21 protein-coding genes are annotated in these 24,468 nt (G+C 60.2%); 9 read left to right on the top strand and 12 right to left on the bottom strand.

The genetic code is table 11. From position 1 onward, the window contains the following. Nucleotides 1-117 precede the first annotated feature (117 nt). Complete coding sequence (gene araH / locus B9Z01_RS11335; protein WP_085482920.1) at nucleotides 118-1,122, top strand: L-arabinose ABC transporter permease AraH; 1,005 nt, start codon at nucleotides 118-120, stop codon at nucleotides 1,120-1,122. Between the two features lie 252 nt (nucleotides 1,123-1,374). On the opposite strand, the gene sap1 is transcribed toward araH, so the two are convergent. Together sap1 and speG are read right to left on the bottom strand one after the other, a co-directional pair. Next, on the bottom strand, nucleotides 1,375-1,713 hold the full coding sequence (gene sap1 / locus B9Z01_RS11330) for a surface attachment protein Sap1 (RefSeq protein WP_085482918.1): 339 nt from the start codon (nucleotides 1,711-1,713) through the stop codon (nucleotides 1,375-1,377). A 433-nt stretch (nucleotides 1,714-2,146) separates the two neighbouring features. Continuing rightward, complete coding sequence (speG, locus tag B9Z01_RS11325; protein ID WP_085482916.1) at nucleotides 2,147-2,689, bottom strand: spermidine N1-acetyltransferase; 543 nt, start codon at nucleotides 2,687-2,689, stop codon at nucleotides 2,147-2,149. Between the two features lie 314 nt (nucleotides 2,690-3,003). Between speG and B9Z01_RS11320 the strand changes: the two genes are divergently transcribed. Next, nucleotides 3,004-3,186, top strand: a complete 183-nt coding sequence (locus B9Z01_RS11320) for a hypothetical protein (RefSeq protein WP_085482914.1) — start codon at nucleotides 3,004-3,006, stop codon at nucleotides 3,184-3,186. 285 nt (nucleotides 3,187-3,471) lie between these two features. Here the strand turns inward: B9Z01_RS11320 and B9Z01_RS11315 are convergent, their stop codons facing one another. Both B9Z01_RS11315 and B9Z01_RS11310 read right to left on the bottom strand, forming a co-directional pair. Further along, nucleotides 3,472-3,897, bottom strand: a complete 426-nt coding sequence (locus B9Z01_RS11315) for an HIT family protein (RefSeq protein WP_085482912.1) — start codon at nucleotides 3,895-3,897, stop codon at nucleotides 3,472-3,474. Between the two features lie 125 nt (nucleotides 3,898-4,022). After that, entirely contained in the window at nucleotides 4,023-4,958 is a 936-nt protein-coding gene (locus tag B9Z01_RS11310; protein WP_085482910.1) for a GlxA family transcriptional regulator, read from the bottom strand. Between the two features lie 190 nt (nucleotides 4,959-5,148). Here B9Z01_RS11310 and B9Z01_RS11305 point away from each other — a divergent pair, with 190 nt between their 5' ends. Both B9Z01_RS11305 and B9Z01_RS11300 read left to right on the top strand, forming a co-directional pair. After that, nucleotides 5,149-5,994 carry an SDR family NAD(P)-dependent oxidoreductase gene (locus B9Z01_RS11305; RefSeq protein WP_085482908.1) on the top strand — a complete coding sequence of 282 codons (846 nt, stop codon included), beginning with the start codon at nucleotides 5,149-5,151 and terminating at the stop codon, nucleotides 5,992-5,994. A gap of 239 nt (nucleotides 5,995-6,233) precedes the next feature. Next, nucleotides 6,234-6,557 carry an ecotin precursor gene (locus tag B9Z01_RS11300; RefSeq protein WP_085482906.1) on the top strand — a complete coding sequence of 108 codons (324 nt, stop codon included), beginning with the start codon at nucleotides 6,234-6,236 and terminating at the stop codon, nucleotides 6,555-6,557. A 99-nt stretch (nucleotides 6,558-6,656) separates the two neighbouring features. Here B9Z01_RS11300 and B9Z01_RS35505 read toward each other — a convergent pair whose 3' ends face one another. From B9Z01_RS35505 to mnmE, 3 genes are all read right to left on the bottom strand, one after another. Further along, nucleotides 6,657-6,821, bottom strand: a complete 165-nt coding sequence (locus tag B9Z01_RS35505) for a hypothetical protein (protein WP_167387464.1) — start codon at nucleotides 6,819-6,821, stop codon at nucleotides 6,657-6,659. Between the two features lie 246 nt (nucleotides 6,822-7,067). Further along, on the bottom strand, nucleotides 7,068-8,258 hold the full coding sequence (locus B9Z01_RS11295) for a tyrosine-type recombinase/integrase (protein WP_085482904.1): 1,191 nt from the start codon (nucleotides 8,256-8,258) through the stop codon (nucleotides 7,068-7,070). A gap of 183 nt (nucleotides 8,259-8,441) precedes the next feature. Further along, nucleotides 8,442-9,836, bottom strand: coding sequence for a tRNA uridine-5-carboxymethylaminomethyl(34) synthesis GTPase MnmE (gene mnmE, locus B9Z01_RS11290; RefSeq protein ID WP_085482902.1), 1,395 nt, complete (start codon nucleotides 9,834-9,836; stop codon nucleotides 8,442-8,444). Nucleotides 9,837-10,203: 367 nt separating this feature from the next. Here mnmE and B9Z01_RS11285 point away from each other — a divergent pair, with 367 nt between their 5' ends. Further along, nucleotides 10,204-10,611, top strand: a complete 408-nt coding sequence (locus tag B9Z01_RS11285) for a transcriptional regulator (protein ID WP_085483515.1) — start codon at nucleotides 10,204-10,206, stop codon at nucleotides 10,609-10,611. Between the two features lie 139 nt (nucleotides 10,612-10,750). Here the strand turns inward: B9Z01_RS11285 and yidC are convergent, their stop codons facing one another. From yidC to rpmH, 4 genes are all read right to left on the bottom strand, one after another. Then, complete coding sequence (gene yidC, locus B9Z01_RS11280; protein ID WP_085482900.1) at nucleotides 10,751-12,409, bottom strand: membrane protein insertase YidC; 1,659 nt, start codon at nucleotides 12,407-12,409, stop codon at nucleotides 10,751-10,753. A 30-nt stretch (nucleotides 12,410-12,439) separates the two neighbouring features. Continuing rightward, nucleotides 12,440-12,670 carry a membrane protein insertion efficiency factor YidD gene (yidD, locus tag B9Z01_RS11275; RefSeq protein ID WP_187632646.1) on the bottom strand — a complete coding sequence of 77 codons (231 nt, stop codon included), beginning with the start codon at nucleotides 12,668-12,670 and terminating at the stop codon, nucleotides 12,440-12,442. A 112-nt stretch (nucleotides 12,671-12,782) separates the two neighbouring features. Further along, nucleotides 12,783-13,262 carry a ribonuclease P protein component gene (locus B9Z01_RS11270; RefSeq protein WP_085483511.1) on the bottom strand — a complete coding sequence of 160 codons (480 nt, stop codon included), beginning with the start codon at nucleotides 13,260-13,262 and terminating at the stop codon, nucleotides 12,783-12,785. Nucleotides 13,263-13,281: 19 nt separating this feature from the next. Next, a complete protein-coding gene (gene rpmH / locus B9Z01_RS11265; protein ID WP_004198824.1) occupies nucleotides 13,282-13,416 on the bottom strand; it encodes a 50S ribosomal protein L34 in 135 nt (44 codons plus the stop codon). A 383-nt stretch (nucleotides 13,417-13,799) separates the two neighbouring features. On the opposite strand from rpmH, the gene dnaA reads away from it, so the two are divergent. From dnaA to gyrB, 3 genes are all read left to right on the top strand, one after another. Then, on the top strand, nucleotides 13,800-15,383 hold the full coding sequence (dnaA, locus tag B9Z01_RS11260) for a chromosomal replication initiator protein DnaA (RefSeq protein WP_244195988.1): 1,584 nt from the start codon (nucleotides 13,800-13,802) through the stop codon (nucleotides 15,381-15,383). A 281-nt stretch (nucleotides 15,384-15,664) separates the two neighbouring features. After that, nucleotides 15,665-16,768 carry a DNA polymerase III subunit beta gene (gene dnaN / locus B9Z01_RS11255; RefSeq protein WP_085482896.1) on the top strand — a complete coding sequence of 368 codons (1,104 nt, stop codon included), beginning with the start codon at nucleotides 15,665-15,667 and terminating at the stop codon, nucleotides 16,766-16,768. Between the two features lie 115 nt (nucleotides 16,769-16,883). After that, nucleotides 16,884-19,355 (top strand): DNA topoisomerase (ATP-hydrolyzing) subunit B, encoded by a 2,472-nt coding sequence (gyrB, locus tag B9Z01_RS11250; protein ID WP_085482894.1) that lies wholly within the window; start codon nucleotides 16,884-16,886, stop codon nucleotides 19,353-19,355. 193 nt (nucleotides 19,356-19,548) lie between these two features. Here gyrB and B9Z01_RS11245 read toward each other — a convergent pair whose 3' ends face one another. Continuing rightward, nucleotides 19,549-22,695, bottom strand: a complete 3,147-nt coding sequence (locus B9Z01_RS11245; protein WP_085482892.1) for an SIR2 family protein — start codon at nucleotides 22,693-22,695, stop codon at nucleotides 19,549-19,551. A gap of 290 nt (nucleotides 22,696-22,985) precedes the next feature. On the opposite strand from B9Z01_RS11245, the gene B9Z01_RS11240 reads away from it, so the two are divergent. Then, entirely contained in the window at nucleotides 22,986-24,386 is a 1,401-nt protein-coding gene (locus tag B9Z01_RS11240; RefSeq protein ID WP_085482890.1) for a choice-of-anchor D domain-containing protein, read from the top strand. The last annotated feature ends 82 nt before the right edge of the window (nucleotides 24,387-24,468 follow it).

The following is a 24,468-nucleotide window of genomic DNA, read 5'->3' as shown; positions in this document are numbered from 1 at the left end:
GCGTCCCGCTCGCCTGCTCGCCCGCTCGATGGAAGCAACCGGAGCGCGCCGTTGCAACCGCACGGAAATCGGCACGAAAAACCGCATGAAAACCGGCATTGAAATGGAACAGACACCATGAATACACCTTCAACCGACTCCTCGACTCCAGCCGTCGCCGCCGCGGGTCTCACCGGGCGCGCCGCGCGCACCTGGGACCTCATCAACAGATCCGGCATCGTGATGGTGTTCGTTATCCTGTTCGCGGCGCTGTCGTTCACGGTTCCCGACTTTCTGAGCGCGCGCAACATCCAGGGCCTGCTGCTCTCGGTCACGCTGATCGGCTCGATCTCCGTCACGATGATGTTCGTGCTTGCGCTCGGCGAGGTGGATCTTTCAGTCGCCTCGATCGTCGCGTTTTCGGGCGTGGTGGCCTCCGTGCTGATTACCGCGACGCACAGCGTGTTCGTCGGCATCGCGGCCGGCGTGCTCGCGGGCGGCGCGGTCGGTCTCGTCAACGGCACGCTCGTCGCGCGCTACAAGATCAACTCGCTGATCGTCACGCTCGCGATGATGGAGGTCGTGCGCGGCCTCGCGTACATCACGTCGAACGGCGACGCGGTGATGATTTCCGAGGAGCGTTTCTTCGATCTCGGCGGCGGCTCGTTCCTCGGTATTTCGTATCCGATCTGGAGCAACATCGTCGGCTTCGTGCTGTTCGGTTTCCTGCTGAAGAAAACCGTGTTTGGCAAGAACGTGCTGGCCGTCGGCGGCAACAGCGAAGCGGCCGTGCTCGCGGGCCTGCCGGTAACGCGTATCAAGATCACGGTGTTCGTGCTGCAAGGGCTCGTCACCGGCTTCGCGGGTGTGATGCTCGCGTCGCGCATGAGTCTCGGCGATCCGAAGACGTCGGTCGGGCTCGAACTCGGCGTGATTTCGGCGTGCGTGCTTGGCGGCGTATCGCTGACGGGCGGTGTCGCGACCATTTCCGGTGTGCTGGTCGGCGTGCTGATCATGGGCTCGGTGCAGGACGCGATGAGCCTCCTGAACGTGCCGACTTTCTACCAGTACCTGATTCGCGGCGGGATTCTGCTGCTCGCGGTGTTGTTCGACCAGTTCCGTCGCAGCAAACGCGTGCATTGACGCGTGCCGCCGATGCTGTAGCTCCAGGGGAGTTTCCTGCGCTTTGCGAGAAGGCGTCTTGCCGATGCGGTTTGATAATCCGCATCGGCTTTTTTATTTTCTTATTGCATCGGGAGTATCCAGACGCAATAAAACGGCCGGGCATTTCCATGCCGGGCCGTCTTTCAGGTCACGAGCCCACCCTTCCAGCTTTTAAAGCCGGAGAATGCGCACGCGCAGCCGCATTCCGGCGCCTTGCCGGAGTGCCGGCTTTTATTGCTTGATAAAACGGTCGTTTGCCCAAAGCCCCTCAGTGTCGCTATTGCTGGCATTCACGAATTCGACGTCGTGGCCGACTACGCGCACGACCCGGAAACTGGAATCTTGTGGCGTCGATACGCACTGAAATCCGGAGAAGAACTCCTGCATCTTTTGCTGTTCGCCGGCTTGCGCATGATGGTCCGCCGCGTCGAGCTTATCCTTCGACACGCAGCCATAGGCATTGGCCTTGAACTGGATTGTTTGCTGCGGCTTGATCACGACGTCTTGCGCCTGAACGCTGGCAGCAGCCAAACCCGCAATGGCGAAAACAACGGCAATTCGAGTTTTCATTTTTTTCCTCCGGTGCAGGTCAAAATACCCAGGTTAGCTATGTATTTAACTTTAACGATGAACCTGCAACTTGCACTTTAGAAGAACGGAATAGAAGGACAAGCACATTTTGTGTGCGGTCGCAACAGTGGCGAATTGTCGCACCTCATGTCGCATGCGATTAAACCTTGAACAGGCGCTTGAATGAGCCCGCATGAAACGGATACCTAAAAGATGCATGGCGCGCAGAGCTTTAACTGGTAAAGCTCTGCGCGCCATATTCACGTAAACGAGCAGCGTCAATTAAGTGATTTAATACAATTAACGAGCGGCCTTTGTGCGTCGCACACAAAGTCATTCAGCAGGCAAAACCGGAAACGTGAAATAACGGTGTATGTGCAGAAAATAAACAATGCCAGGCGAGCGATGGACGCGCCTCGCCGAAGCGGTGTAATCAGTCCGCCCGCTCGCCGGAGGCGAAGAAATCCGCTTGAAACAGGCACATGCGCAGCGCATTGTGATACCGGCCGTTGCTGAAAAATTCCTCGATCAACTCGGCTTCGTGCCTGAAACCGCATTTTTCGTACACGTGAATCGCGGCCGTATTCGATGTATCGACGATCAGATAGATCTTGCGCATATTCAGCACTGAAAACGCATAGTCGATAGCGAGCCGGGTCGCGACGCTCGCATAGCCGCGGCCCTGTGCATGCGGCGCGATGATGATCTGAAACTCGCCGCGCCGATGGATATAGTCCAGCTCGATCAGCTCGACGAGCCCAACGGTCGCGCCCTTGTTGTCGATCGCGACGAAGCGCCGTTCGCGCAGATCGTGCACGTGCTGGTCATAGAGCTGGGTGAGTTCGGAGAAGGTTTCGTAAGGCTCCTCGAACCAGTACCGCATGATTTTCGCGTCGTTGTTCACTTCATGGACGAAGCGCAGGTCGGTGCGCTCGAGTGGGCGCAAGCTCAGTTCACGGCTGCGTTCGATGGTCATTGAATTCCCCTTGATAGCCAACGGTTCGAGTATCCGCGTCACGCATGGTACGTGCTGCGCGGTCTTTTTTCGTATTGATCCAGGTTAGTCAGGACTCGGCACGACGGAGTTCTCGCGGTGCGCCGGGCGCATGCAACGCGCCATTGCAAAAAGTGCAGGAAAGAATGCGAAAGGCGCAAAGCCGCGCGGGCAGGCGAGTGCAGGGCGGCGCATCGCTATTGACCGCCAGCATCGCGCGTTTATGAGCGGCGCGGCACGGTATGAGCACGAGTGGTGCTCTACAATGAAACCATGCTCCTCGGCTGGAGGCTATCGTGAACGAGCACGTGATATTGGGAATCTTTCTGGTCGTTCCGCTGCTTATCGTCGCGTTTCTTTTCTCCGACGAATTGTGGCAGGAACACCGTCACCTGCACGAAGGGCGGCCGTTGCATGCGCGACCCAGGCGGATCGACTGGCGCCATCCGTTGCGCCGGTCGCGCGATCATCGGGTGTGAGGCCGTGCCGTGAATCGACTCTCAGACGGGCTTGAAGTCCGGCGGGAAGCTGTTGCCGGGCGCCCAGAAAAAAGCCTGCCACTGCGGGCAGGCCAAAAAAGAGATCCACACTCAATGCCTCGAGGTACAAGGCAGTGACTAGTCTAGCGGCGCCGGGCCAATTGGTGGTTTCAACGGCTTTTACAGATGTTACGGCGCATGACCACGCTCGCCGCGTGACCTAAGTCGCAATAGCAGCGGCATCGGTAGCCAGGTCGGCCGGCGTCAATCGGTATCAATCGGGTATCAATCGGCGCGCCAGTGCGCGCGAATCCGCTGGGCAAGCGCTTCGAGCGTGTCCACATCGGCGGGCTCGCGTGCATGCATTTTCAACGGTTGACCTTCCCAGCGCGGAATCACATGGAAATGGATGTGGGGCACGGTTTGTCCGGCCGCCGCGCCGTTGAACTGGCCGATGAACACGCCGTCGGGCCGCAGGGCCGCGCGCACGGCAATCGCGAGCTTCTGCGTCATGCGCATCGACGCGATCAGCGACGCATCCGACAGATCGAAAATTTCCGCAACCGCTTCCTTAGGCACAACGAGCAGATGGCCGTCTGCTTGCGGCATCAGGTCCATAAAGGCTAGCGCACGGTCGCTTTCGGCCACTTTGATGCAAGGTAATTCGCCGCGCAGAATTTTTGCGAACGGGTTGCTGTCGTTGTAGCTCATCGCGTTTCCTTTCCTCGTCGGACTGGGTTCGGTTCAAAGGTCGATGGTCGCCGGATGGGCGCGGCTTTTTGCGCCGTCTTGCGCGCCGTTTTCCGCATTCTGTTCCGTATTGTCTACCCGATTCGTCACGCCACGCGCGCGGCGCGCCGGATCGCTTGCGGTGGCTGGCCGAACGCGCGCAAAAACGCGCGTCGCATCCGTTCGGTGTCGATGAAGCCAGTGTCGGTCGCGACCGTTTCGATCGAATGACGGCCGGTTTCGAGCATCGTTCGCGCCGCTTCGACGCGCAGCGCCTCGATCGCTTTCGCCGGCGACTGGCGCGTCTCGTCGCGAAACGCGCGGCTGAACTGGCGTGGACTCAGATGCGCGACCTCGGCGAGCTGCTCGACCGTCAACGGCTCACGCAAATGGCTCTTCGCGTACGACAGCGCATTCTGGATGCGGTCGGATTTCGGCTCGAGATCGAGCATGGCCGAATATTGCGACTGCCCGCCGGTGCGCCGGTGGTACACGACGAGTTTCTTCGCGATCGCGCGCGAGGCGGCCACGCCGAGATCATTCTCCACGAGCGCGAGGCACAGGTCGATGCACGCGCTCATGCCGGCCGACGTCCACACCGAACCGTCGACGGTAAAAATGCGGTCTTCGTCGACCCGCGCGAGCGGAAAGCGCCGCTGCAGATCGCGCGCATGCACCCAGTGAGTCGTGGCGTGACGGCCGTCGAGAATGCCGGCCTCGGCGAGCACGAACGCGCCCGTGCAGATGCTCGCGGTGCGGCGCGAGGCGATGAGCGCCTCGTTGAGGAAGGCGAGCAGGCCGGGTGACGACGGGGCAATCTCCATCGCGCCGGTGACGACTACCGTGTCGTACGCCGGATCGCCGAACCCTCGCGTCGCAACTTCGACGCCGGACGAACTACGCACCATGCCGCCATGCTCGGAGATGACTTCCACGTCGTAGACGGGCTCGCCGGCGTCCTGGTTCGCCACCTCGAACACCGACACCGCGACCATGTCGAGGATCTGGAAACCCGGAAAGACCACCACGCCGACGCGCTTCATGGCGATGTCCTGAAAAGAGGTAAATATGATATTTGAGACAAAAGGCTACGCGCCTACACTGGCTTCGTCAACGCCGCCGTATCCGCGTGAAAGGGGTGCGATGGCGAGTTTCACAGCGAATTTGACGATTTTCCTCATTGACCGGAAAGGGCGAGCGCGCGATGCGCGGAGCCCGCAAGGAGAGCTTCAGATGACAACGCAAGCAGAGAAGGGAACCCGCGAAGGCGCGGGCGAGGGCGCAAGCAAAGGAACGGCCGTGGTGACGGGCGCGTCGTCGGGAATCGGCTCGGTGTATGCGGACCGCCTTGCGCGGCGCGGCTACGACCTGCTGCTGGTGGCGCGCGACGGCGAGCGGCTGCGCAGCCTCGCCGGGCGTCTGACGCAGGGCACCGGCCGCCGCGTGGAAACGATGAGCGCCGATCTGACCGTCAAGGCCGATGTGCGCCGCCTCGAAGAGCGGCTGCGCACCGATCGCGGCATCACGATGCTCGTCAACAACGCGGGTGTCGGCGCGGCGGCTGCGCTGATCGACTCGGACATCGAGCAGCTCGAAAAAATGATCGACCTGAACGTGACCGCGCTCACGCGCCTGACGGCGGCGGTGTTGCCGGGCTTCGTCGAGCGCGGTGACGGCACGCTGATCAATATTTCGTCGATCGTCGCGCTGTCGCCGGAATTGCTGAACGGCACCTACAGCGGCACGAAGGCCTACGTGCTGAACCTCACGCAGTCGCTGCATCACGAGGTGGGCGGCAAGGGCGTGCGGTTGCAGGCCGTGCTGCCGGGCGCGACGAGCACGGCGTTCTGGGACCGCGCGGGTGTCGCGATCGATCATTTGCCCGCGCAGATCGTGATGAGCGCCGAGGACATGGTGGACGCCGCGCTCGCCGGGTTCGACCAGGGTGAACTGGTCACGATCCCGTCATTACCCGATGCCGCCGATTGGGAACGTTTGAACAGCGCTCGTCAGCACTTGCAGCCGAATCTGTCGCACAAGGCGCCGGCCGAGCGCTACACGCGTGCCGTGGCGGCCTGAGGAAGGCGAGGGCGCGCGCACCGCGGCGGCGTAGCAGAGGGCCGGCATCGAAATCAGGAGAGTGCTTTGCGTGGATTAGAAGACAAAAACCCGCGCAAAGCGCAGGACTGCACGATGGCACCGCACGCTCGCCGTATGTCGCAGCGGTTACATAGTTAATGTCTCGTTACCACTTGCAGCATCTATTTCCACGCGCGCCGATCACAATGGGCTCCATGCCTGAACGGCTGGAGGCTCATATGAAAAAGATCGCAGTGGCGTTGGTGATGGCAGGCAGTTTGTGCGCGGCGGGACAAGCGTCCGCGCATGGGAATGGCGGCGACGTGGTGGGCGCGCTGATCGGCGGCGCGGTGCTGGGCGCGGTGGTGACTTCGGCGCTGAATCCGGCACCGGTGGTCGCCTACCAGCAACCGGTCTACGCGCAACCGGCGTATCAACCCGCGCCGGCCTATGCGGGACCGCCGCCCGGCTATTGCTACGACCAGTACCAGCGCGCGTATGTCGCATGCGGTGCGCCGCCACCCGGACAATACGAGTATGCGCAGCCGCAACCGGTGTGGTGATCGCGTGAAGACGCGCGCAAACATTGCGCGCAATCCCGATCACGCAGACAAGAAGGCCGTCGCCTGATGCGACGGCCTTTCCTTCAATTGACACACCGCTCAGTGCTTGTGATGCAGCCACTCCGCATAATGCGTATCGAGCCAGCGCTCGAGCTTGGGCGGCCTTGATGGGTCGCGGTGATGGCGGGACGTCATCCAGATGGCGAAGCCGACCACCAGCATGACGGCGGGCCCCATCAGATAGGCGAGCAGCGATTCAGACATCGGAACCTCCGTATCGGCTTGCATCCAACTCCCAGTTTAGGCGATGGAAGCGGGGAAAGAACGACGATATGAAGTAGTGGTTTGAGGCGGTTACGCCGCGCCGAATGTAGACAAAGAAACCTGATATTGACGAAAATATTTGTTTATTTTCAGCTTGTTATGTCGGGTGTGTGGTTGCCTGTGTACCATCCGTTTCCCCGGCATCGAGGGAAACGGCGGGCACCGCCAAAATTCATGACAATGCCGTCAAACCTCCTCGCTCCACGTTTGCCGCGCGGCTTCAATCTGGATATCGACAAAGTCTGCCCATCCCTGAAGCTGCTGCCGGTGCCGCTTTGCTTCGTCCTGCACTTCGTCGTGCGCCGTATCGTTACCTATTTCTGATTGCGGCGAGAGGCCGTGCAGATGCGTCGACGCTGTACGACGGAAATCATGCAGCACGAAATGCTCCACCTCGAGCCCCAACGCCTTGACCGCCTGATTCAACGTGCTTTTCGCGATCGGCCGATCGTCGCCCCTGACGCTCGGGAACACGAAATTCTGGCTGGCCCGCGCGCGATGCAGTTCGCGCAGCATCGCGACCGCCTGACGCGGCAGATACACGAGGAGGTCCGCCCGTGTGTTCAGGCGCGCAGCCGGTATCGTCCATAGCGCGCTGTCGAGATCGAATTCGGCCCAGGTCGATTCCACGAGATCCGACTTGCGCACCATCGTCAGCACGAGCAGGTGCAGTGCGAGCTTCAGCGGCCGGCGGATGTTCGAGGTGTCGATGGTATGGAGCATCACGCCGATCTCGGCGCCGGACAGCACGCGCGTGCGGGTGTCGAACGTGGCGATCGAGCGCGCCGGCACGACCGCAGCTGGGTTGCTGCTCGCGAGTTGCCGCGCGATCAGGTACGCATAGAGACGCTTGATTACGTTGCGCGTATGCAGCGCCATTTTCGGCGAGCCGCGACTTTTGATCTGCTCGCAGATCGTCACGATGTCGTCGGCGGTCACGGCGCCGATCGGCTTGTTGCCGATCGTGGGCAACACGTCCTTTTCGAGCGCGCGCCGCGTGGTGCGGCGATATTCGTCGGATTTGCCCGCCATCGCCGTCGCGAGATAAAGCTCGGCGGCTTCGCGCAGCACGTCGGCTTTGCTTTCGGCGCCGCGATCGCGCCGTGCGGTTGCGACCGGTGAGACGCCTTGGGCGACCAGTGCCGCGTACTTCTGCGCCTTGGCGCGTGCGACGCGCAGCGAAATCATCCGGTAATCGCCTATCGTCGCAAGCGGCTGGCGCTTGCCATCGAGCGTGTAGCGGAAGCGCCAGACCTTGGTGCCGGTTGTCATGACCTCGATGACGAGGCCGTTGCCGTCGGCGACGCAGTAGCGGGTCGCGCGCGGTTCGAGCGCGCGAATCTGGGATTCAGTGAGGGGCGTGGCGAGGCGGGGCATGCTCGGAGCGCGGATGTGCGTTGATGCACGGACAACGGCGATTTTAAACCTTTTACTGGCTGTGTACCAAAGGTTCGGGCGGTTTTGGGTAGGCAGAGCTGTTTTTCCGCTCACCGAAGAGACATGGATAGGGCTGTATAACCTTTTCAGTCAGAAGCATTCAGCGAATTTCGACTGCTGGCTCTACTTGCCAATACAGAATCTGCTGAAAATCACTCCGAGCAGGTCGTCCGAGCTGAATTCGCCGGTAATCGAGTTCAACTGATCCTGCGCGAGCCGCAGCTCCTCGGCGAACAGGTCCAGCGCCTGCGCGTTCTGCTCGGCGTGCGCGCTGGCCGTCGCCAGATGCTCGTCGGCTGCGCGCAATGCGATCAGATGCCGCTCGCGCGCGAGGTACACGCTTTCCGCACCCGCCTGCCAACCGGCGATCCGCAGCAATTCGTCGCGCAACAGCGCGACGCCGTCACCCTGTTTCGCCGACAGGCGCACCTCGCTGAGTTCGAGATCGGCGTCGAGCGCTTGCGTCGCGGGCGCGAGGCCCGTCAGATCGGTCTTGTTCAGCACGCGCACGATCGGCACACCGCCCGGGAAGCGCCCGGCGATCGTCTCGTCCTCGGCCGTCATGCCGGTGCGCGCATCGAGCAGATGCAGCACCACGTCGGCGCGCTCGATCTCGCCCCACGTGCGCTCGATGCCGATCTTTTCCACTTCATCCTCGGTTTCGCGCAGGCCGGCCGTGTCGATCACGTGCAGTGGGATGCCTTCGATCTGAATGGTCTGGGCGACCTTGTCGCGCGTCGTGCCGGCGATCGGCGTGACGATCGCCAGCTCCGCACCGGCCAGCGCGTTCAGCAGCGACGACTTGCCGACGTTCGGCTGCCCCGCGAGCACGACCGACAAGCCTTCGCGCAGCAACGCGCCCTGGCGCGCTTCGCTCAGCACGTGCGCGAGACGCTCGCGAATGCGCTCGAGTTTGCCGCGCGCGTCGGCGGCTTCGAGAAAATCGATTTCCTCTTCCGGAAAGTCCAGCGTCGCTTCGACGAGCATCCGCAGCGTAATCACGTCTTCGACGAGTGCGTGGATGTCGCGCGAAAACGCGCCGTCGAGCGAGCGGCCCGCCGAACGCGCGGCAGCCTCGGTGCTGGCCTCGATCAGATCCGCGACCGCCTCGGCTTGTGCGAGATCGAGCTTGTCGTTCAGAAAAGCGCGGCGCGTGAACTCGCCCGGCTCGGCGAGCCGCAGGCCGAACGCGCGACCAGCGTCGATGCAACGCTGCAGCACGAGTTGCAGTACGACCGGGCCGCCGTGGCCCTGCAGTTCGAGCACGTGTTCGCCGGTGTACGAGTGCGGCGCCGGAAAGTACAGCGCGATGCCGCGGTCGAGCGGATTGCCGCTCGCGTCGAGAAACGGCACGTAGCTCGCGTGGCGCGGCGCGAGTGTCTGCCCGGTGAGCGCCTGCATGAGCGGCTGGGCGGCCGTCTCGCCCGCGCGGCCAAACGAAATCCGAACGACGCCGATGCCTCCCCGGCCGGGCGCGGTAGCAATGGCGACGATGGGATCGGAGTCGGTCGTGAGCATGGAAGAGGCGGCGAAAAACAGAAGAGGAGGGCGAATCGGCGTGGGGTGGCACGGCGCGAAGCATTGTAACGCGCGTACATTGGATAGCCGCGTTGCGCTGTGGGCGGCGCCGCTCCGGCTTGATCCCCAAAATTAGGATTTATCTTAGATAGGCTACGACTTCTACTGCGTCACTTGAGAATAATCTCAAAAGGCTAAGATTGATGTCACTCGCAAAGGCAAGCTGGGCAATAAAAAGATAGAAAAAATCCAATTTCGTGGAATGCTTTGTCCGGCGCACCCGACAAGCTAAAATTATCTCAAATAGGAGATATGAAAGCTTATTCGGTTGTCAACTGGTTTGATGCTGAATTGCACAATCCGGCTCATGCCAACCGATAAAGAAAAAGCCGCCTTCGCCAGGAGGCTGAGGGATCTACTCGAGCCGCTGAAAATCCGCGGTGGGACCAAACTCGCCGAGCAATTCAATCTGCGCTATCACGGCGAGCGGCCCGTTACGCCGCAGACCGCGCACAAATGGCTCGCAGGCACGACGATTCCGAAGCCGGACAAGTTACGCACGCTCGCCGAATGGCTGAACGTCAAGGAGCATTGGCTCCACTACGGTCCGCCGCCCGGCACGAATGCAAGACCGATGGCGCGCGGCGAAAAGTATCCGCCTACGCCGGAGACGATCGAACTCGCCTCGAAGATCGCGTCGCTGACGCCGAAAGACCGGAACCTGGTCGAGGAAATGATCGTCCGCTTTTACGGCGAGGATACGGAGGAAGAATAGGCGCACGGCCGTCGGCAACGTTTTTTCAAATGCCCGTGCATGTCGATGAACCAATGAAAAAGCCGCCCGGTTTGCACCGGGCGGCTTTTCCGTTTCCGCGTAACGGTGACGGGCATCGCTGCCCGCCACAGACAAGGCATCAGGCGGGCTTCACCTTCGACTTGCCCATCATGCGCGTGATGTAGTACTGCTGCGCGATCGACAGCACGTTGTTCACGACGTAGTACAGCACGAGACCCGCCGGGAAGAAGAAGAACATGACCGAGAACGCGATCGGCATGAACATCATCATCTTGGCCTGAACCGGGTCCGGCGGCGTCGGGTTCAGCCTGGTTTGCAGGAACATCGACACGGCCATCAGGACCGGCAGGATGAAGTACGGGTCCTGCTGCGAGAGGTCGTGAATCCACAAAATCCACGGTGCGCCGCGCATTTCCACCGACGACAGCAGCACCCAGTACAGCGAGATGAACACCGGAATCTGGATCACGACCGGCAGACAGCCGCCGAACGGATTGACCTTCTCGGTCTTGTACAACTCCATGAGCGCGGCGTTCATCTTCTGCGGATCGCCCTTGAAGCGCTCGCGCAGCGCCTGCATGCGCGGCGTGATCGCCTTCATGCGCGCCATCGACTTGTAGCTCGCGGCCGACAGCGGGAAGAACACCGCCTTGATCAGCACCGTGAGCAGCACGATCGACCAGCCCCAGTTGCCGACATAGCTATGAATCTTCGAGAGCAGCCAGAAAAGCGGCTTCGCGATGATCGTGACCCAGCCGTAGTCCTTCACCAGATCGAGGCCCGGCGCGATGCCTGCGAGCATCTTCTCTTCTTCCGGACCGGCGAAGAGGCGTGCGGACACGCTGACCGTCTGGCCCGGCGCGATGGTCGGCAGCGCTTCCTTCATGCCGACGCGATACAGCGACGGATCGATCTTCTCGGCGTAGAACTCGCGCTTCGTGCCCTGCTGCGGAATCCAGGCCGACGCGAAGTAGTGCTGGACCATCGCAACCCAGCCGTTGTCGGCCGAATGCGCGTAATCCTGCTTGTTCTTGTCGAGATCGCTGAACGTCATCTTCTGGAAGTGATGCTCGTCGGTGTAGACCGCCGGTCCGATGAACGTGTGCGAGAAGCGCGGCGTTTCCACCGGCTGGTCGTCACGCACGAGTTCCATGTAGATCTGCGGCGTCACGGCCGTCGTGCCGACGTTCTGGATCTTCGTCTCGACGCCGATCACATAGCTGTCACGCGTGAACGTATACGTCTTGATGACCCTCAATCCGCCCTTTTCCGGCGACTCGAAGCTCATCTGGAACGAGTTCTGACCGTCAGCCAGGTGGGTCGGCTGGTTCGGCATCAGCGTGAAGACGTCGTTGTGATTCGGGAAGTCGCCGCCGAGCAGCCCCGTACGCGCGAGGTACGTGTGATTGTTCGTGCGGTCGAACAGCGTGATGACGAGGTCCGGCTCCTTGCTGTCGCCCTGCTTGACGAGCGAGAGGCGCGACAGCGTGCCGCCGCGCGTGTCGATCTCGCCGCTATAGACGTCGGTGCTGAACTTCACGAGTTGCGACTGGGCTGCCGCCGGCGCGTTGCCCGGTGTGGCTGCGTTGGTGGCCGGCAAATCGGCCGGATTGGTTCCCGGCGTCGTGGTTCCCGGAGCGGCGCCTTCGGCGGTTTTTGTCGCCGTCGGGCTCGGGAAGAACATCGACGGGCGTCCGTGGTCGCGTTGCCAGTTGTCGAACAGCATGACAGCTGACATGAAAAAGATGACCCATAGGACGGTGCGTTTGATATCCATGCGTTGTCTCAGTGTCGATGGAACGGCGCGTCAGCGCTTTTCAGAAGTGGGTGGCGGGACGAGATCGATGCCGCCCGCGGAAAACGGGTGACAGCGGCAAACACGCCTCACGGCGAGATAAGTCCCGCGCGCGGCGCCATGATACTGGATTGCCTCGCGCGCGTAATCAGAGCAGGAAGGGTAAAAACGGCACCGGTTGCCGAGCATGGGGCTCACGGCAAGCTTGTAAAAACGCAATAAAGCGATGAGTACCGTTTGCATGGCAGGTGCGGCCGAACGGCGCCGCGCAACGTGGAGTATCCGGCGACGCCCGCGCCGCGAAGCTGCCGGTGCAACGCCGGTTGCAGCGGCCGTGGGGCGGGTGTTCACTGCGTCATTCCGTCCCTGGCGCCTCCGCGGGCGGCGCCTGGCGACGGGTAATTTCGCGCGCTGCCTTGTCGAGCAACGCGTCGATTTCGCTGCGGCACAACGCCTTCAACGGTGGCGACGATGCGCTCGGCAAAGCCTTCTTGTCGAAACGCGTATGCAGACGCAGCAGCACATCCCAACCGCCGAATTCCGCGCGACGCAGCCGGAAGGCTTCACGCGCGATCCGGCGTACCAGATTACGCGTAGCCGCGCGCGGCGCATACTTCTTGCCGATCACGAGGCCGAGACGCGCTTCGTTGCCGGTGGGCCGGCCGTACACGACGAAGTGTGCGGTACGGCGCCACGGCCGCAAACGAAAAACGGATGAAAATTCATCCGTTTTTAGCAGCCTTGCGGCTTTGGGGAAGGCGGCGTGCGCTCGCAACGGAACCGAGCCCTGTTGCTGCGCCCCGGCCGCTCCCGCTTCGCTGCGGGTTTCGGTCACAGCGCGCAATCCGCTCGCCTTAGATGGCGAGGCGCTTGCGGCCCTTCGCGCGACGTGCGTTGATGACCTTGCGGCCGCCAGCAGTCTTCATGCGAACGCGAAAGCCGTGGGTGCGCTTGCGACGGGTAACGGAAGGTTGGTAAGTACGTTTCATGTTGCTCTCACTTGATCGAAAAAAACCGCGCGATCATCGCTGAAAGCGCAATGGCCGGTGGTTTACTGGAATTGGTTTTCGCGGAACCCGCTATTTAAACCGCTTTTCCGTTGACCGTCAATAGTTTAGCCTCATTCAGGCGCAGTAACCGCCCAGTCGGCCAAATGATCCGTCCCTGTGGATAACTCCCTTGCGGCTCCGTTTTGGCGTTAGAATCTCGCCTTACTTCCCAAAAATGCTGCACGCCGCCCCGGCTCGCTTGCCCCGCAAACCCTTGTGGCACAAGCGCCTGGGGCTGTTACGCCTGGCTGCTCAGGGCCTTGTTGCGCGCGCGCGACAGGGGCAGCGGCGACCGCCGTGCACACCATAACGACAGCAACTCGATGAACGAATTCTGGCAACACTGTTCCGCATTGCTGGAGCGAGAGCTTACGCCCCAGCAGTACGTGACGTGGATCAAACCGTTGGCCCCGGTCGCCTTCGACGCCGCTGCGAACACGCTTTCCATCGCCGCGCCGAACCGCTTCAAGCTCGACTGGGTCAAGAGCCAGTTCTCCGGCCGCATCGCGGATATGGCCCGCGATTTCTGGCACGCGCCGGTCGATGTGCAATTCGTGCTGGACCCGAAAGCTGGCATGCGCGGCCCGGCGGCTGCGTCGCCGGCGCCGGTGCGCGCGGCCGCGCCGCAGGGCGGCAATGCAGGCGGCGTCGCCGCGGTGGACGCGGCCGTCGGCGCCGTGCAGGCCGCGCAGATGGCGCGCGGCAATTCCGCCGCGGCGGCCGTTGCCGCAGCGCAAAACGCGAACTCGCGCAACGCGGCCGAAGACGCCGCCGACCTCGATCTGCCGAGCCTCGATGCACATGAAGCCGCGGCCGCACGCCGTACGTGGCGTCCGGGCCAGGGCGCGGGAGCGGGCGGCAACGGCGAGAACGACTCGATGTACGAGCGCTCGAAGCTGAATCCGGTCCTGACCTTCGACAACTTCGTGACCGGTAAGGCCAACCAGCTCGCGCGCGCCGCGGCGATTCAGGTCGCCGACAATCCGGGCATTTCGTATAACCCGCTGTTCCTGTATGGCGGCGTGGGTCTCGGCAAAACCCACCTGATTCACGCGATCGGCAACCAGTTGCTGATGGACAAGCCCGGCGCGCGGATCCGCTACATCCACGCGGAACAGTACGTGTCCGACGTCGTGAAGGCGTACCAGCGCAAGGCGTTCGACGACTTCAAGCGCTACTACCATTCGCTCGACCTGCTGCTGATCGACGATATCCAGTTCTTTTCGGGCAAGTCGCGTACGCAGGAGGAGTTCTTCTACGCGTTCGAGGCGCTCGTCGCGAACAAGGCGCAGGTGATCATCACGAGCGACACGTATCCGAAAGAGATTTCGGGCATCGACGACCGCCTGATCTCGCGCTTCGACTCCGGTCTCACCGTCGCGATCGAGCCGCCCGAGCTGGAAATGCGCGTCGCGATTCTGATGCGCAAGGCGCAATCGGAGTTCGTGAGCCTTAACGAGGACGTCGCGTTCTTCGTCGCGAAGCATCTGCGCTCGAACGTGCGCGAACTCGAAGGCGCGCTGCGCAAGATCCTCGCGTATTCGAAATTCCACGGCCGCGAAATCACGATCGAGCTGACCAAGGAAGCGCTGAAAGACCTGCTGACGGTGCAGAACCGGCAGATCTCGGTGGAAAACATCCAGAAAACGGTCGCCGACTTCTACAGCATCAAGGTCGCGGACATGTATTCGAAGAAGCGTCCGGCGAACATCGCGCGGCCGCGGCAGATCGCGATGTATCTGGCCAAGGAGCTGACACAGAAGAGCCTGCCGGAAATCGGCGAGCTGTTCGGCGGGCGCGACCACACCACGGTGCTGCACGCGGTGCGCAAGATCGCCGACGAACGCAGCAAGGACGCGCAGTTGAACCACGAGCTGCACGTGCTGGAGCAGACGCTGAAGGGCTAGACGCGCCGGCGGCGCAGCGGCCGCGTAGAGCCGCTGCGCAACGAATCGCCAGCCATCCGGAATCCGCTCCGCAAAATCGACCTGTTTATTCCCGAACTCGCCCCCATTTTAGTGAGGCGGTTCCGTTTTCAGGCACAATACAGGTTTAACCGCCCGGCGGCCGCGGGCGGATTTCACGCCGTGACGGGCGCTTTTCGTGGCGCCGGCGGGGAGCTGCGGCTGTACGCTGGAGACGCTTGTCCCGCAAGGCGTACAGGTCGTCATATCAACGAAGGAACCTTATGCAACTGGTCAAGACCGAACGCGATAACCTCCTCAGGCCGCTGCAAACCGTGAGCGGCATCGTCGAACGCCGCCATACGTTGCCGATCCTCGCCAATTTGCTGATCACCAAGAACGGCCCGGATGTGTCGTTCCTGTCGACCGACCTCGAATTGCAGATCACCACGCGCGCCGATTTCGGCGTAGGCGGCGATTCGGTCGCGACCACGGTGGCAGCGCGCAAGCTCCTCGACATTCTGCGTGCAATGCCCGACGGCCAGGTCACGCTCACGCTGAACGACAAGCGTCTGACCGTGCAATCCGGCAAGAGCCGCTTTGCGCTGCAAACGCTCGCCGCAGACGAATTCCCGACCGTCGCTCAGGCTAAAGACTACGGCGCGAGCCTCGTGGTTCCGCAGAAGACGTTCCGCCAGCTGCTCGGCATGGTCCATTTCTCGATGGCCCAGCAGGACATCCGCTACTACCTGAACGGCATGCTGCTCGTGGTGGACGGCGACCAGCTGATGGCAGTCGCAACGGACGGCCACCGTCTCGCGTTTTCGTCGATGAAGATCGAAGGCTCGTTCGCGCGCCAGGAAGTGATCATTCCGCGCAAGACGATTCTCGAACTGCAGCGCCTGCTCGAAGATATCGACGACACGCTGAAGATCGACATCGCGCAAACGCAGGTCAAGTTCACGTTCGGCCAGGTCGAACTCGTGTCGAAGCTCGTGGAAGGCAAGTTCCCCGACTTCCAGCGCGTGATTCCGAAGTCGCACAAGAACAAGTTCCAGATTGGCCGCGAGGAACTGCAGCGCTCGCTGCAACGCGCGGCGATTCTGACGTCGGACAAATTCAAGGGCGTGCGCTGCATCGTCGAGCCGGGCCAGTTGAAGATCATGTCGACCAACGCCGATCAGGAAGAGGCACAGGAAGAACTGGAAATCGCATACGACGGCGATAGCGTCGATATCGGGTTCAACGTCACGTACCTGCTCGACGTGCTTGCGAATCTGAAGGTCGACATGCTGCAGGTGAGCCTGGGCGACGCCAGCTCCAGCGCGTTGATCACGATTCCCGAAAACGAGGAATTCAAATACGTGGTGATGCCGATGCGCATCTGACGCGGCCAACATCAAGAAGAACACCAAGGGGCGCAGCGCCCCTTTGGCGTTTTTATGGCGTTTTGAAAAGTCCAGAGCAGCAACCTTTGCAGTAACGCAGAACCGGAAAAAATCCATGACTGAAACGAACAATACGCAGCCCGACAACAGCTACGGCGCCTCGTCCATCCAGATCCTCGAAGGTCTGGAGGCCGTGCGCAAGCGGCCGGGAATGTACATCGGGGATACATCGGATGGCACCGGTTTGCACCACCTCGTGTTCGAAGTGCTCGACAACTCGATCGACGAAGCACTCGCCGGGCATTGCAACGACATCCAGGTGATCATTCACGCGGACAACTCCATTTCGATCACCGACAACGGCCGCGGCGTGCCGACCGGCCTGAAGATGGACGACAAGCATGATCCGAAGCGCAGCGCCGCCGAAATCGTGATGACCGAGCTGCACGCCGGCGGCAAGTTCGACCAGAACAGCTACAAGGTGTCGGGCGGCCTGCACGGCGTGGGCGTGTCGTGCGTGAACGCTCTCTCGGCGTGGCTGCGCCTCACCGTGCGCCGCGACGGCAAGAAGCACTTCATGGAGTTCCACCGCGGCGTGCCGCAGAACCGCGTGATCGAAGAGATCGACGGGGTGGCCGTGTCGCCGATTCCGGTGATTGGCGATACCGAGAACCGCGGCACCGAAGTGCACTTCATGGCCGACGAGACGATCTTCGGCAATGTCGAGTATCACTACGACATTCTGGCCAAGCGCATTCGCGAATTGTCGTTCCTGAATAACGGCGTGCGGATTCGCCTGACCGACCAGCGTTCGGGCAAGGAAGACGATTTCGCGTTCGTCGGCGGCGTGAAGGGTTTTGTCGAGTACATCAACAAGACCAAGAGCGTGCTGCACCCGACCATTTTCCACGTGAGCGGCGAGAAGGACGGCGTGGGCGTGGAAGTGGCGATGCAGTGGAACGACAGCTACAACGAAAACGTGCTGTGCTTCACCAACAACATTCCGCAGCGTGACGGCGGCACGCACCTGACCGGGTTGCGCGCGGCGATGACGCGCGTGTTGAACAAGTACATCGCCGATCACGAGGTCGCGAAGAAAGCGAAGGTCGAAACGTCCGGTGACGACATGCGCGAAGGGCTTTCGTGCGTGCTGTCGGTGAAGGTGCCCGAGCCGAAGTTCAGCGCGCAGACCAAGGACAAGCTGGTGTCGTCGGAAGTGCGCGCGCCGGTGGAGGACGTGGTTGCGAAGGCGCTCGAGGAATTCCTGCTGGAAACGCCGAACGACGCGAAGATCATTTGCGGCAAGATCGTCGATGCGGCACGGGCCCGCGATGCGGCGCGCAAGGCGCGCGAGATGACGCGTCGCAAGGGCGTGCTCGACGGCGTCGGCTTGCCCGGCAAGCTGGCGGATTGCCAGGAGAAAGATCCGGCGAAGTCGGAGATTTATATCGTCGAGGGTGACTCGGCGGGCGGCTCGGCGAAGCAGGGGCGCGACCGCAAGTTTCAGGCGATCCTGCCGCTGCGCGGCAAGGTGCTCAATGTGGAGAAAGCGCGCTATGACAAGCTGCTTTCTTCGGAACAGATCGTCACGCTGATTACCGCACTGGGTTGCGGCATCGGCAAGGAAGACTACAACCTCGACAAGCTGCGTTATCACCGCATCATCATCATGACCGATGCTGACGTGGACGGCGCGCACATCCGGACGCTCTTGCTGACGTTCTTCTACCGGCAGATGCCGGAGATGATCGAGCGCGGGTACATCTATATCGCGCAGCCGCCGTTGTACAAGATCAAGGCGGGCAAGGACGAGCGGTATCTGAAGGACGAGTCGGAAGTGAATGCGCATATTCTCAGGCTCGCGTTGCAGGGCTCTGAACTGCTGCCTTCGGAAAATGCGACGCCGATTACCGGGGATGCGCTGGGTGAGTTGGCTCGCGCTTATTTGCTGGCGCAGGCGGTGGTTGATCGACTCAGCCGGCTGTATGACGCTGGCGCGCTCGAAGCGGTGATGGATGGTGTCGCGATCGATCTCTCCAACGAGCAGGCGGCCGAGGTTTCGGCTCGCGCGCTCGAGGCGAAACTGCGAGACGATGCGCTGAAGCCTGAAGTGACCGTGACGACGATGTATGACCCGGTGCGGGAGCTGCGCTCGCTGCGCGTCGCGCGGACGCATCATGGGAATCAGAAGATTTCCGTTCTCGATGAAGAGTTTCAGTTGACTGCGGATTACCAGCAGCTTGTGAATACCGCGAATACGTTCAAGGGTTTGATTGGCGTGGGTGCGGTGATCAAGCGTGGTGAACGGAGTATGGCGGTCAGCGACTTCAAGAGTGCGATGAAGTGGCTGCTTGCCGATGCCGAGCGCAATGTTTCCAAGCAGCGCTATAAAGGCCTCGGTGAGATGAATCCTGCGCAGCTTTGGGAGACGACGATGGATCCGGCTGTGCGGCGGCTGCTGCGCGTGCAGATCGAGGATGCTATTGCGGCGGATGGCATCTTTACTACGCTCATGGGCGATGATGTGGAGCCGCGCAGGGCGTTTATTGAGAGTAATGCGCTTAGGGCGGGGAATATTGATGTTTGAGGTGTTGTGTAGACGGACGCATATCCTGAGAAAAACGGACGCATAACGTGAGAAATTTATGGTTATGCGTTTCTCGATAGCTTGGACCAATGCGTTTATCGTACCAGCTGCCTGAATCGGACAAACGGCTGCCTCATCGAGGTGGCCGTTGTTCTTTCAGCCTGTGCAACAATCATTGGCAGGTCGCCTGCATTCAAATGAGCAAGCGATAGTCATACGGCGCGGATGTGAATCCATCCAGATAAGCTCCGAACTTCGCAATACTTCCGGCGGAATCTAATGTTGCGGGCATCCGCGAATAGTAGTCGAGCGTGTTCCAGTTCATCTTGGACAGGCCGAGAATCTCCGTGGCACATTGCATAACGTCGGACTGCCCAAGGAATCGACGGATTCGAAGCGGAGCAGGAATTCGACGCTTGCCTTGGTAATACCGCCAGAACTTGTTTTGTGCGTTTGGGGTAGCGCCATGTACCCATAGCAGCGCAGTGTCATCGCTCTCAACGATGGTGGTTCCGCGGTACACCGGAAAGGTATCGATTTCAAATTTGCCATCCTTCATCTTGGACGACAAATACCGGAGCGAATCCTCTACATTGATTTCGATTAGTTCGATGTTCTTGACCCCGTCGAGTCCCTGCACCAGTCCGCGCTGTTCTTCCTCGGTGAAATGCGTACGTTTGTGGATAACAACACGGGTCGGAAGGTGCATCTTCGAGTCATAGAACAGTTGCCTGATGGTGTCTCCTGTTCGTCGAGCATCATCTTCCGACATGAACGGATTGCGGCCGCGCATTACCGGATTATCGATACGCCCGAGCCGAAACTGGAGTCCTTCTCCGCGTGCGCTATAGAGATGACTGCACCCTAGAAGAACGTGGTTTCCTCGTTCAGCATAGCTGTCAAGACTGTAGCCAATTCCGACGAACGCGGTGTTCTCGTCTAGCGCGTCAAGGCGCCACGGGGTGCGCATCGCCTTTACATACAAAGCGAGCGAGAGCCACCAGCGCACCCGGCACGCGTATGGGTTCAAGACCGTTTCCTCTCGAACGAACTGAGTACTTTGACCGTGCCGGGCAGCATATGCTTTGATGTAGTCGTGGAAGTTGAATCGCTCGTGCGGAGTGTCAACCACCTTGAAGGATTCCCATCTCCGAGGAACAAATACAAGGACTGTGTCGCTCGGCCGGGCCCGGCGCAAATGGTCAAGCGCCTCGCATATCTTGTGTGCAAGTTGCTTAGCTCCAGCCAACGCGTTGGTTGAAACAACGTCGTCGACGGTTATCCAAGTTGCGTCACCTCTCACCGGCACTCGGAGTGGCAGCCCGAAGGCTGCAGCAAATCCCGGAAAGTCGTGCAGATAGTCTCGTTCGCTTTGTTCAGGCTTGGCAACTTCCTGCAAACCTTTAAGGAAACGCTCAAACTTCACGGACAAATCAGCTGGGCAGACAACTGCTGTTTCAGTTGACGGACAGAGACCAGACGCTGTGAGCGAATAGTCCCACGGCCGATTTACGACCAGCCCGTGAAGTGGATTTGCATTGCGAACCTCGGACTTCCCGACTTTTGCGCTAAAGACGAGCGGAGCATCTGGGACGATGATGCCGCTCTGCTTAGCGTGCCTCGCAAGCTTTGGCGGGAGCTGAGCTTTGCCCTTCTGAGAAAGCCCTGCATATAGAGGAATTTTCGAGATGGTGAACGAGCCGCCTCCATCAACGTCCAGTTCCTTCTCGGCTAGCCGGCGAGTCCAGTACGAAAGGTCACCATCGAACTTGTCGTTGTGCTGAAATCCATAAATCGCGACCCGGAGGGCCTTCTGGGGCTCAAACGACGCTATTTCACCAGCTGTCGTTGTGGCGACGATTTCAGGCATCAGCACAACATGGGGAGTCCCATCCACGCCGAGGATGTTCAAAGACAATGCTCGGTGTATCCGATACGTGATGCCATCCAGGTCTCGCGTCTGGTAGTGAACGGGCTCCCAGATGCGTCGCCGATGGTCCGTTGGGATTTCTAGTGCCTTCGCGGCAGAAGTCACCAGCGCTCGGCAGAACAGCGACGCTATTCTGGTGTCAGAGATGATGTTTTCGTCAGAAATCTCAACACGAGTTGGAGGGACACGAAGTGCCTCCGCAAAAACACGAGACGTCGTAGCCACGTCTGCTAGGCAGAGTGCTCCCTTTTTGAACACTACGGCCGGCCCCAGTTCAGGTGGCATCCGCTCAGCCAGCCAGTCTCGCCAACTACCCTGTTCAGGCAACGCAAGGTCAAGTTTGAGAGCGCTGCTGGGGCAACTGAGACGATAAGCGTTGCCCTTGACCAAAGCGCTGGGTGGCAGTGGCGGCACGGCGAACGCCATCTTTTGTCCAACGGTCGACGTTGTCGCCTCGATAAGCTTCTGTGCCCGGTCCAATTGTTCACCGGACAGGCGACGTAAAGCCAATCGAGAAATCACGTCATCGAATCCAGCCGTATCGACATAGAACGCCGACTCGCGTGAAGAATCGACAGATTTGATAAGTTGGCGAACCTCGGCTCCTGGCTCAGCGCCGTAACCGCACCAATAAAGCCGACCGCTTGATTGGTCAGCATATGCCGATGCCAAGACCTGCATCAGCGATTCGTCTCGACCACTGTAGCCGATGACTACAAGGTCGTAGTCCTTGAGCTCGTGCAGGAATTCCTCGCGGAGAGCTGCGTCCTGTTTCTGAAGCTCGTCGACGGTATTCTTCAGAGAATCGTATCGGTAATCGCCATGCATTGAAACGAGCCGTAGTTCGTTATCGTTCTGAGGGCGAGAGGCGCGATGCGTTGTGTCTAGCCCGACTTCGATACAAACAACGTTGGCTGCCGTGCAAGCACGCGATACAAGACTATCGAAATTCGTGGTCCAGATAGTACGAAAGCACCCGGTTTCAGCTAGCAAGGCCGTGAGCCTGTAACCGATATGGGGCTTGGCTTCAGCGATAAACCGTTGGAAAAATGCGCGCCGGTCAAGGGACGTCGGGTAGCACTCTTCAGCATAAAACGAGTACTCCTCGGGACTCCCTTCGACTGGATAGTTCGTCTGCTGGTCAATCCAGCTTTGGATGAGGCGGCGAGTTCCTGGAAGCGACAGTTCTTCCACGGAATCCCGAAGTGTCGGATTCTTCGTAACGAATATGTCGCGCTTCCACTCCCAGATGCATCTCTGGGCTGAAGGCATGCCAGAAGTGATGGATGCCCCGGCTCCCAGCAACAGACAGATAGGTCGATTTCGATTTACGGCTATCGAGCGCACGAATGCATCGATGCTCATCTGCGGAAATGTTGCTGATTGAACTTCTTCAACGACGTCCGACATTCGTCTTGCTCTCCAGTGACGCTTAAAGCGCTCGAGGCCGCGATTTATGTATCTGATTGTAAACAGATTTCGTCGATGGATTTGCTTCTGTCGATTATTTCCTTGGCCGACACGCCCGCCGTGCGTACTCCTCTCTCAAGACTTTGCTACTTAGGTTTTCTCGCCGAGTCCCTGGAAAATTTCCATCGAAATCTCCCTCTGTCATAGCGCCTTTTCTTGAGCTTCACGCTCGCCCATCAAATCATGCGCTCCGTGATTCCTATACTCAGGGTCCCTTGGAGCGCCTAGTTATGGAATCCCCACGTCAATCCCCGTTTCGTTTCAAACTCGCCCGTCTGAAATACTGCTTGGCTGCAGCGCTGCTGGCGGCAGCCGTGCCGTCGTTCGCCTCGCAGTACTACGTCGTTGTGCCAGTGCCTAATCACAAGGCTAGCGCGGGCAACGTGATGGTTACGCTGAGCGGTTATTCGCTGCCGACGGGCGTGATTGGTCGCGCGTATCCCGGCTTCGATTTCAACTCAGTACTCCAGGTGCTTGGCGACCCGAACTTCAGCTCGAGCGGCGTGCAATGGTCCGTCGCGGGTGGTTCTCTGCCCGCCGGCCTGTCGTTGAGCTCGAGCGGCAAGCTGTCCGGTAATCCTACGGCAGCCGGAACATCGAGTTTCCAGGTGATGGCCACCTATAAGACAAAGGCGGGTGAACAGGCATACCAGATGTTCATCGCCAAGCTGCCGGGTAACGGCACTCTGTCCGTAACCTCGCTGACCTTCGGTAGTGAGCTCGTCGGCACGCAAACGCCGGCGCAGCCCCTCTCACTGACCAATATCGGTGGCGACACGCTGGGCGTGACGAGTATGACGAGCACGGGCCCGTTCTCCGTCTCAAGTACGTGTCCTGCATCGCTCGCGCCCAATCAGAGCTGTACCTCAAGCGTGACGTTTACTCCGACGGCGATGGGTGCTCAGTCCGGGACAGTGAACGTTGTGACGTCCAACGGTACCCAGGTGGTTACCTTATCAGGCACCGGCCTTGCGCCGACATTCGCTTTGTCGACCAATAGTGTTGCTATGCCAATGGCGGATGTGGGCGCGAGTACTACATCGATTTTTACTATCTCCAATACCGGCAATGCTCCGGGCACGCCTTCTATTTCCGCTACGGCAAACTTTAGCGCGACACAATGCGGCAGCATTCCAGCCGGCGGGTCTTGCCCTTCGACCATTACGTTTACACCGAGTACGTCACAGACAGCGTCGCAGACCTATAGTGGCACCGTGACGGTATCCGGCTCCTCCGCCGGCACGCAGGCAGTTTCGATAAAAGGCACGGGAGCATCAAGCACGGCGCTGTCTGGTAACTATGCCGCCAATTCGACGCCGGTTTATTCGGCAAATCAACAATATTCGCTAATTATGCAGTCGGACTGCAACCTGGTTATCTACAAAGGGGCAGATGTACTGAGTAACGCCGTTTGGGCTACGGATACGAATGGAAAAGGCTCAAGCTGCTATCTTGGCGTTCAGTCTGACGGCAATTTAATTGTATATGGCTCAGGTGGCGTGATTGAGTGGCAAGCCAGCACGGGTGGGCATTCCGCGCAGCCAACGTTTATTGAATTGGATAACAGCGGCATTTTGCACATGTATCTGGGCACGCCGAGCGCGCCAGGCGCGTTGCTTTGGTCCAGCTGAATTCAATGCCCGACATGGCTTGACGACTCTATACATTTGACGCGTGGCTATGGCGGGAGCAATTGCATGCAAGCTGCCTGGG

It is taken from the genome of Paraburkholderia susongensis, from assembly GCF_900177725.1.
Lineage (GTDB): Bacteria > Pseudomonadota > Gammaproteobacteria > Burkholderiales > Burkholderiaceae > Paraburkholderia > Paraburkholderia susongensis.
The sequence above is the reverse complement of the archived record's forward strand: the minus strand, read 5'-3'. Positions and strand labels throughout refer to the sequence as shown.

Coding starts and splice junctions, on each gene's coding strand:
- mnmE (WP_085482902.1), bottom strand. CDS start 9,836: ATGCTCACGACCGACTCCGATCCCATCGTCGCCATTGCTACCGCGCCC.
- dnaA (WP_244195988.1), top strand. CDS start 13,800: ATGAACGAATTCTGGCAACACTGTTCCGCATTGCTGGAGCGAGAGCTT.
- gyrB (WP_085482894.1), top strand. CDS start 16,884: ATGACTGAAACGAACAATACGCAGCCCGACAACAGCTACGGCGCCTCG.
- sap1 (WP_085482918.1), bottom strand. CDS start 1,713: ATGAAAACTCGAATTGCCGTTGTTTTCGCCATTGCGGGTTTGGCTGCT.
- yidC (WP_085482900.1), bottom strand. CDS start 12,409: ATGGATATCAAACGCACCGTCCTATGGGTCATCTTTTTCATGTCAGCT.
- B9Z01_RS35505 (WP_167387464.1), bottom strand. CDS start 6,821: ATGTCTGAATCGCTGCTCGCCTATCTGATGGGGCCCGCCGTCATGCTG.
- B9Z01_RS11240 (WP_085482890.1), top strand. CDS start 22,986: ATGGAATCCCCACGTCAATCCCCGTTTCGTTTCAAACTCGCCCGTCTG.
- B9Z01_RS11305 (WP_085482908.1), top strand. CDS start 5,149: ATGACAACGCAAGCAGAGAAGGGAACCCGCGAAGGCGCGGGCGAGGGC.
- rpmH (WP_004198824.1), bottom strand. CDS start 13,416: ATGAAACGTACTTACCAACCTTCCGTTACCCGTCGCAAGCGCACCCAC.
- yidD (WP_187632646.1), bottom strand. CDS start 12,670: ATGCAAACGGTACTCATCGCTTTATTGCGTTTTTACAAGCTTGCCGTG.
- speG (WP_085482916.1), bottom strand. CDS start 2,689: ATGACCATCGAACGCAGCCGTGAACTGAGCTTGCGCCCACTCGAGCGC.
- B9Z01_RS11245 (WP_085482892.1), bottom strand. CDS start 22,695: ATGTCGGACGTCGTTGAAGAAGTTCAATCAGCAACATTTCCGCAGATG.
- B9Z01_RS11315 (WP_085482912.1), bottom strand. CDS start 3,897: ATGAGCTACAACGACAGCAACCCGTTCGCAAAAATTCTGCGCGGCGAA.
- B9Z01_RS11300 (WP_085482906.1), top strand. CDS start 6,234: ATGAAAAAGATCGCAGTGGCGTTGGTGATGGCAGGCAGTTTGTGCGCG.
- B9Z01_RS11310 (WP_085482910.1), bottom strand. CDS start 4,958: ATGAAGCGCGTCGGCGTGGTGGTCTTTCCGGGTTTCCAGATCCTCGAC.
- dnaN (WP_085482896.1), top strand. CDS start 15,665: ATGCAACTGGTCAAGACCGAACGCGATAACCTCCTCAGGCCGCTGCAA.
- B9Z01_RS11285 (WP_085483515.1), top strand. CDS start 10,204: ATGCCAACCGATAAAGAAAAAGCCGCCTTCGCCAGGAGGCTGAGGGAT.
- B9Z01_RS11295 (WP_085482904.1), bottom strand. CDS start 8,258: ATGCCCCGCCTCGCCACGCCCCTCACTGAATCCCAGATTCGCGCGCTC.
- araH (WP_085482920.1), top strand. CDS start 118: ATGAATACACCTTCAACCGACTCCTCGACTCCAGCCGTCGCCGCCGCG.